The sequence below is a fragment of the Aerosakkonema funiforme FACHB-1375 genome (genome assembly GCF_014696265.1).
Taxonomy (GTDB): domain Bacteria; phylum Cyanobacteriota; class Cyanobacteriia; order Cyanobacteriales; family Aerosakkonemataceae; genus Aerosakkonema; species Aerosakkonema funiforme_A.
This window is the reverse complement of sequence record NZ_JACJPW010000073.1, coordinates 37,624-44,113: the sequence shown is the minus strand read 5'-3', so window position 1 is coordinate 44,113 and position 6,490 is coordinate 37,624. Positions and strand designations below refer to the sequence as shown.

Annotated in this window: 9 protein-coding genes and 1 pseudogene; 5 read left to right on the top strand and 5 right to left on the bottom strand. The window is 43.6% G+C overall.

The window, feature by feature from the left end; translation table 11 throughout:
• Window positions 1-91: 91 nt before the first annotated feature.
• Both H6G03_RS24460 and H6G03_RS24455 read left to right on the top strand, forming a co-directional pair.
• Window positions 92-547, top strand: a pseudogene (locus tag H6G03_RS24460) (isochorismatase); the annotation flags it as partial.
• Window positions 548-759: 212 nt separating this feature from the next.
• A complete protein-coding gene (locus H6G03_RS24455; protein WP_190469938.1) occupies window positions 760-1,551 on the top strand; it encodes a hypothetical protein in 792 nt (263 codons plus the stop codon).
• A 187-nt stretch (window positions 1,552-1,738) separates the two neighbouring features.
• On the opposite strand, the gene H6G03_RS24450 is transcribed toward H6G03_RS24455, so the two are convergent.
• The 3 genes from H6G03_RS24450 to H6G03_RS24440 are packed head-to-tail and all read right to left on the bottom strand — an operon-like array spanning window position 1,739 to window position 4,000.
• Entirely contained in the window at window positions 1,739-2,824 is a 1,086-nt protein-coding gene (locus H6G03_RS24450) for an AAA family ATPase (protein WP_190469919.1), read from the bottom strand.
• 32 nt (window positions 2,825-2,856) lie between these two features.
• The gene (locus tag H6G03_RS24445; RefSeq protein ID WP_190469916.1) at window positions 2,857-3,261 is read right to left on the bottom strand and encodes an NIL domain-containing protein; all 405 of its coding nucleotides are present in this window, start codon (window positions 3,259-3,261) and stop codon (window positions 2,857-2,859) included.
• Between the two features lie 16 nt (window positions 3,262-3,277).
• Window positions 3,278-4,000, bottom strand: coding sequence for a hypothetical protein (locus H6G03_RS24440; protein WP_190469914.1), 723 nt, complete (start codon window positions 3,998-4,000; stop codon window positions 3,278-3,280).
• 67 nt (window positions 4,001-4,067) lie between these two features.
• Between H6G03_RS24440 and H6G03_RS24435 the strand changes: the two genes are divergently transcribed.
• On the top strand, window positions 4,068-4,667 hold the full coding sequence (locus H6G03_RS24435; protein WP_190469911.1) for a thioredoxin family protein: 600 nt from the start codon (window positions 4,068-4,070) through the stop codon (window positions 4,665-4,667).
• A 6-nt stretch (window positions 4,668-4,673) separates the two neighbouring features.
• Here H6G03_RS24435 and H6G03_RS24430 read toward each other — a convergent pair whose 3' ends face one another.
• Entirely contained in the window at window positions 4,674-4,811 is a 138-nt protein-coding gene (locus tag H6G03_RS24430) for a hypothetical protein (protein WP_190469908.1), read from the bottom strand.
• An 86-nt stretch (window positions 4,812-4,897) separates the two neighbouring features.
• Here H6G03_RS24430 and H6G03_RS38965 point away from each other — a divergent pair, with 86 nt between their 5' ends.
• On the top strand, window positions 4,898-5,020 hold the full coding sequence (locus H6G03_RS38965) for a hypothetical protein (protein ID WP_255512277.1): 123 nt from the start codon (window positions 4,898-4,900) through the stop codon (window positions 5,018-5,020).
• Window positions 5,021-5,438: 418 nt separating this feature from the next.
• Entirely contained in the window at window positions 5,439-5,651 is a 213-nt protein-coding gene (locus H6G03_RS24425) for a hypothetical protein (protein ID WP_190469905.1), read from the top strand.
• 382 nt (window positions 5,652-6,033) lie between these two features.
• Here the strand turns inward: H6G03_RS24425 and H6G03_RS24420 are convergent, their stop codons facing one another.
• On the bottom strand, window positions 6,034-6,450 hold the full coding sequence (locus H6G03_RS24420; RefSeq protein ID WP_190469902.1) for a hypothetical protein: 417 nt from the start codon (window positions 6,448-6,450) through the stop codon (window positions 6,034-6,036).
• Between the last annotated feature and the right edge of the window lie 40 nt (window positions 6,451-6,490).

The following is a 6,490-nucleotide window of genomic DNA, read 5'->3' as shown; positions in this document are numbered from 1 at the left end:
GCACGATATGCCTACGGCACGCTGTGCGAAGGCACTCCTGCAAGTGCCTTAACAAAAGTTCATACAGTGTCGATTACTTTTGTCCGACTACTTAGTTTCATCTGTGGAAGAAGCGCTATTTTTCCATGCGATCGCCCGTAACAGCCAAACTGGATTTGAAATTAAAGGCGGAAATCCCCTGACAGAGAACTATTCCGTCTTGCGTCCGGAAGTTTTAGAAGGTGCGGATGGACGACCGATCGCACAGAAAAACGCTCGTTTTATTCAGAAATTACTCGAATTCGATGCTGTCATTATTGCAGGTCAAGCAAAAAGTCATTGCGTCGCCTGGACAATTGACGATTTGCTAACCGAAATTGTGGCGCAAGATCCCAACTTGGCGAAGAAAGTTTATCTGCTAGAAGATTGCACTTCACCCGTCGTCGTTCCAGGAGTAATCGACTTTACAGATCCAGCAGATGCAGCTTTTAAACGCTTTGCCGATGCGGGAATGCACATAGTCAAATCAACCCAGCCGATCGAAACTTGGGCCGATCTTACGCTTTGAATTTTAACCGCAGATAAACGCAGATGAACGCAGATATTTTGCTTTCATCTGGGACGAATGCCAAAGAAACCCGGTTTCTCTACCAAATCAGGGTTTGCACACCTAAAACCGAGAAAGAAACCGGGTTTCTACGCTCATACTGCGTCAGTATTTTCATCTGTGTTTATCTGTGTTCATCTGTGGTTCCTTTATCCTCACCATTCCTAATTAATATGAGCCAAACACCCAATCTCAACAACCTTTTCCAAACAGCCCAAGAAGAAGGATTGCTTTCTTCTGCATCCTTACAAGCATTAAACGTAATTGACATCGGTAGCCAAATCCAAGCCGGATTGGGAGTGAGTGTAGATGATGTCATGGCGAGCGAAGTTGTACTTCTAACCATCATGCCCGATGATTCCGGTTCTATTGCTTATTCTGGCAATACTCAAGCGGTGCGAGACGGTCATAATGCCGTACTCGACGCTCTTAAAAATTCCAAACAGCGAGACAACATTTTAGCTCACAATCGCTATCTCAACGGTCATGTGTTGTATCCTTATTGTCCGATCGATCGAGCGGTGCGGATGGATGCGGGTAACTACCAACCCAACGAAGGTACACCTTTATATGACCAAACTATTGTGTTGCTGGGAACTGTTTTAGCTAAGTCTCAGGAATTCGCCGATAACGGCGTTCCCGTTCGCACTATCACTTTAATTATTACCGATGGTGCTGACGAACATTCTACAAAAGCTACTGCCAAAAATGTTGCTTCCATTGTTAAAGATATGCTGATGGCAGAAAATCATATTATCGCCGCAATGGGGATTGACAATGGCAGCACAGATTTCCGCAAAGTGTTCCAAGAAATGGGATTGCGGGATGAGTGGATACTAACCCCAACTAACAGCACTTCCGAAATTCGTCAGGCTTTTCAAATCTTTTCCCAATCTGCGGTGCGGGCTAGTGTTGGCGCGGCAAGTTTCAGTCAAGCAGCGTTGGGTGGTTTTGGCAGTCCTTGAGGTCACTCGATGAGAGCATTTTAGATTTTGGATTGGCTCCGCCTTTAATATTGTAGAGACGTTTCATGAAACGTCTCTACAATATTCGGAAAATTTTTTTGATAATTCCCCTTGAAATGGGAGGCTTGAAACCTTTTTTTCGGTCAATCATTAAACGTAGGGTAGACTCTTTTGCAGTAGAGAATATTTACAGGCACAGCGCTCCCCCAAATAAACGGTAAGTCTCGTCCTCACCGATTATGTCGCTCACAGCCTCAGAATGGGTAGTAAAGATAAACTGACAATTTTGGCCTATCTTGGGAATTTGGCGGACTAATAACTGTGCCGCTGGCGGGTGAAGATTGAGGTCTATTTCATCAATTAATACAACCGATCGAGCAATTTGTTGCCGGACAAATTCATAGAGGATAGGAAATACCGATTGTTCACCTGCTGACATTTCTACAATGTCGTAGGTGCGGTGTCCGTCATTGATTAAAAAGTAATAATCTTCTGGTGTTGGTGAATCAATTCCGGGCATCGGTTCTACCCCAGCAAAGGAGCGTCCCGGAAAGATTTTCTTGTAAAGATTCTCCAATTGCATCAAGTAGTCAATGGGATAGCTATGAGTAAGCTGGGCAAATTTCCAGCCATTAAGATACTTACGCAAGCGAGCTACACCCAATTCAAAGGAAACTCTACCAATTCCTGACTTTTCCGACCCATATCCATTTTCTTCTATAGGCGGATTTGAGCCGAGATTGCGAAATTGGTCAAACCAGAAAATACCTGGAAGTTTGGCGAATTCGGAACGAACAGATGGATCGGTTTTCAATAACTGTCTGGCGTAGTATCGCCCCCAAAACTGAAAATATTCTGGACTATTTCTGGCACGACATCTTTCCCCATCTAGGATTATTTGGACAGAATTGCTATCACCGGGTTCGACTCCAAAGCGTTCTGGTTGTGCATCCAACCATCTTCTAGCTACAGCTTGTGTGGCTTCAATTTCTTCATCTTCAAATGATACTTCTAGTTCAATGTACGGATGTCCCCAGCGCTGATAGCGACCGGGAAGAAACCCTAACCAATCAAAATCAGATACACTTTGAATTTGTCTAGTTGCTAGGGCTAGTGGAAGTGCGATCGCTTGCAGCAGAGTTGTCTTGCCAGTACCGTTATCTCCAACTACCAGAAATCGTTTGCTAACGTCGTTGAGGCTTTGGTTTTTGAACGAAACTTCAAGATGGTCAAATCGCTTGAAGTTTTTGATCGGAATAGACTCGACTTTCATCTGCCTTTCCCCGTAGTTGGAGCGATTTGAGATTACAAATTAGTGGAAATTGCTTGCACGGGACAAGTGGGGATGCACTGTTCGCAGACAATGCAGCGCGATCGCGTGAACATCAGCTTAAATGTCTGCGGTTCCAAAGTGAGCGCTTCCGTGGGACAAACGCCTGTACACAAACCGCAGTGGACGCAGACATCTTCATCGATCAAAATTTCGCGGCTGGCTAAAGAAACGGTGATGTCTTGCGATCGCATCCATTCGATCGCTGCATCCAAGGCATCAATATCGCCCGATAGTTCTACCACCAGCTTACCAACTTGATTGGGCGCAACCTGAGCGCGGATAATATTGGCAGCCACGTTAAAATCCCTAGCCAGTCGATAAGCTACTGGCATCTGAATGGCGCGTTTGGGAAAAATCAGCGTTACTCGTTTTTTCATACTTACCTTTTAATTATTAATCAACACAAAGACTATCTTCGGCTGGATTTTTGTAAACCTCTTTTCTGCTCACCTCGCGGATATTACCCGCAGACGTTACCAAGACATTTACCACCGAAATCGGATGAGGGCCACAGCCAAATACTCTTTTTTCGTACAAATTGATTAAATAACCTTGTGGGGTTTTAACGACATTAGTATCTTCTATTTTATCCACAAAGTATTCATAACTTGGGTTGGCTTGTTGTCCGTAGTAAGCCTGGAGATTTTTTACAGCTAGGGCATAGCTCAATGCTTCTTCAGTCGATTCGATCGGGGCAAATAGTTTTTTGAACTCGGAAAGATTTTTGACAAGCTTAAACTTGCCATTTCTAAATACAATATAGCGAATATAGTTGGGAAGTAACCCACCCGTGCGGTAGAAATAATCTGCTGGGGCTGGCAGCGATCGCGACGGTGTGAGCTTGCAAAATAGCAAGGGAAGCGGTGGTGTAAGTCCGCCCAGCAAATCGTCAGGTTTGCTTAATCGGTTGCATCCAAAGGCTAGCACTGGCGCTTGCGGAGCGCAATCGAGAGCATCATACTCGTCAATACTGCAACCAGCTTCTAGAAAGGGATTTATATTCATATCCAGTTGTGGTTTTGGGTGATTAACCACTTCCGGTAGTGACTGGGAAGCGGCTAAAAGCAAGCTCCCACCGAAAAGTAAAATCAGAAACCGATAAAAATTGATTAGCACGATAGCCTCTGTCTAGTTGAGCTAGATTAAAATTAGCGTGTAATTGTTTTTTTGTAAAAGATAACCGATGAATAGCAATTCAACTAACCCACCGATAACATCTCCGGAAAACACAGAATCGACTGTAGGGAAGCGCGTCAGAAATTTATTGATTGTATTAGCAGCGATCGCTCTCACCGTTGCCCTATTTTTTGGCTCGCGCACCGAGACAGACACGGCTACCCTCACCACTTTAGCGGAAAATTCTACACCTCTGGAGGTAGCCCTCAGCAACGGTAAACCAAGCCTAGTGGAGTTTTATGCCAATTGGTGTACCAGCTGTCAGCTGATGGCTAAGGATATGGGCGAACTCGAACAAGAGTACGCCGGTAAAGTAAACTTCGTGATGCTGAATGTGGATAACAGCAAGTGGTTGCCAGAAATCGAACGTTACCGTGTGGATGGAATACCTCATTTTGTCTTTTTTGGCCAAGATGGAAATGCGATCGCGCAAGCAATTGGCGAACAACCGCGCACAGTCATGGCGGCAAACTTAGAAGCCTTAGCTGCTGGCGAACCAGTACCCTATGCTAGAGCTACTGGACAAATTTCCAAGTTTAAGGCACCCGTAACACGGAAAGCTGGATCGGACGACCCGCGACTGCATGGCTCTCAAGTCGTGAATTAACAAAATTTAATTGAAAGAAAGCAAAGCATCTTTGTCGTTGACATCATTACAGCCGATCGCTCTCAGGGAGCCAGGAAAGAGAGCGATCGCACTTGCGTCAAGTACGCAGATATAGTGATTTAAATCACAGCTTATGGCAAACATTATCACATTTTTATCAAACCTTTAATCACCAAATAGCAATTATCAGCCGCCTACAATATTCTGTAAATAAGGAAGGAGTGTGTCAAATGACTAAACCTTGTGACAAACCCTTGAAACAAAACCCATTTCTAACTTATAGAGACCCAGAAACGGGTAAATGGATTGTTACCAAGTCTGCCCCTGTACAAGCGACGACTCTAGCCGCTTGAGTAATATCAAATCCTTTATAAAAAGGCATAAATTTGGCAATATTATATATCTGTGTGGTTGATTTATATCAACTACTATCATTGAAATGCGGCATTTTTTTTATAACGCTTAAAGTTGAGCAAAAAAACTATACTACTTTCCAATTTTATAGGGTATTTACAACGCTTTTCAGGTGAGTAGGTACGCGAACCCGGTTTCTAGGGTCTACTTCATCCGACCGCAAGCTGCTGTGTACAGCATTATCTCTAATTTAGTATGTGATTTTGCTCACATTAATTGTTAAATCTCGGTCACACAGATCGATTGCTGCTACTCACAATGAGATGTTATTAACTATCACATTTAGTTAGTTGGCTCAATCACTCTCGACCACAGGAATTTAAACGATATTAAAAGCATAGAGTTCCACTAATAACGATGCAAGTCCAACTCCTCCCCAACGCAATTTCCGAATTATTCGCTCAAGTCAGCGCATCCGGTCGTATAACTTTGGCAGATCGCTATGGATTGATGGCAGCGGTGTTGGATGAATCCCTTGAAGAAGAACAAAGAAGCGCGATCGATCGCCTGATTCGCGCTCTTTATAAAGGACGGATTGTTGTTGTAGATGAACTTTCTGCAATTATGTAAACCCATATTCGCCTGGAGGCTAACGTTATTCTAAAAATTTTATAAAAGCGTAATTAAATATATAGATAAATATTTCGCTTTTTGTCCCAAATCTCTACCAGAAAGGAATATAATTGTCCGGATATATTGGGCAAAGCGTGTGTTAAATTAAAAGCATACAATCTCTCTCTCGCCCGGACAGCGATACTAGCTGAACGGGCTTTTTGTTGGAGCGTATTTTGCGATCGCCCAACAAAAAACCCCTCTTCGGAGGGGCATCATCAGGGTGCATCTATTTGATTTAATCTTAATCTTCCTAACCTACCGAGCGTTTCACACATCCGGGTGAAAAAGTAACCATAAGTTCTGAATTTTGACTTTTGACTTTTAACTTTTGACTTTCTTAGTGTCCGTAGCCGTTCAAAGGGCCATAAGTTTCTAGCCTTTCCACAGAACGTCTGCCATTTGGTTGCTGTACGACCAGCTGACCCCTACTGCCGTTAACGGTGTAAGTGTAACGACCGTTTCTAGCGGTAAATACAATACCTCTGTAAGAAGATAAAGGCAAAGTGATGCCACCGCGTCCATTTTTGTTAGTAGCAACATAATACTTGGGCGTATTGCGATTCCTCTCTGCGGAGCAAATAGACACGTCATAGTTGGCACTTTCAGCAAAGTACAGAGGTTGTGAATTGCGAGTCGGACAGGGTGGTGCTTCTGCTGATGCCTTCATAGCGGGTGCGAAGCACAGAAATGCTCCCATAGCAACTAAAGTTAGTTTCAGTGCGGCTTTGCAGTTTAATTCTTGTAGAGCTTGCATAATTTAACCATTACTGTGAAGATGAAATTTTAAGGAATTA

Coding starts and splice junctions, on each gene's coding strand:
- H6G03_RS24455 (WP_190469938.1), top strand. CDS start 760: ATGAGCCAAACACCCAATCTCAACAACCTTTTCCAAACAGCCCAAGAA.
- H6G03_RS24450 (WP_190469919.1), bottom strand. CDS start 2,824: ATGAAAGTCGAGTCTATTCCGATCAAAAACTTCAAGCGATTTGACCAT.
- H6G03_RS24445 (WP_190469916.1), bottom strand. CDS start 3,261: ATGAAAAAACGAGTAACGCTGATTTTTCCCAAACGCGCCATTCAGATG.
- H6G03_RS24435 (WP_190469911.1), top strand. CDS start 4,068: ATGAATAGCAATTCAACTAACCCACCGATAACATCTCCGGAAAACACA.
- H6G03_RS24430 (WP_190469908.1), bottom strand. CDS start 4,811: ATGTTTGCCATAAGCTGTGATTTAAATCACTATATCTGCGTACTTGAC.
- H6G03_RS38965 (WP_255512277.1), top strand. CDS start 4,898: ATGACTAAACCTTGTGACAAACCCTTGAAACAAAACCCATTTCTAACT.
- H6G03_RS24425 (WP_190469905.1), top strand. CDS start 5,439: ATGCAAGTCCAACTCCTCCCCAACGCAATTTCCGAATTATTCGCTCAA.
- H6G03_RS24420 (WP_190469902.1), bottom strand. CDS start 6,450: ATGCAAGCTCTACAAGAATTAAACTGCAAAGCCGCACTGAAACTAACT.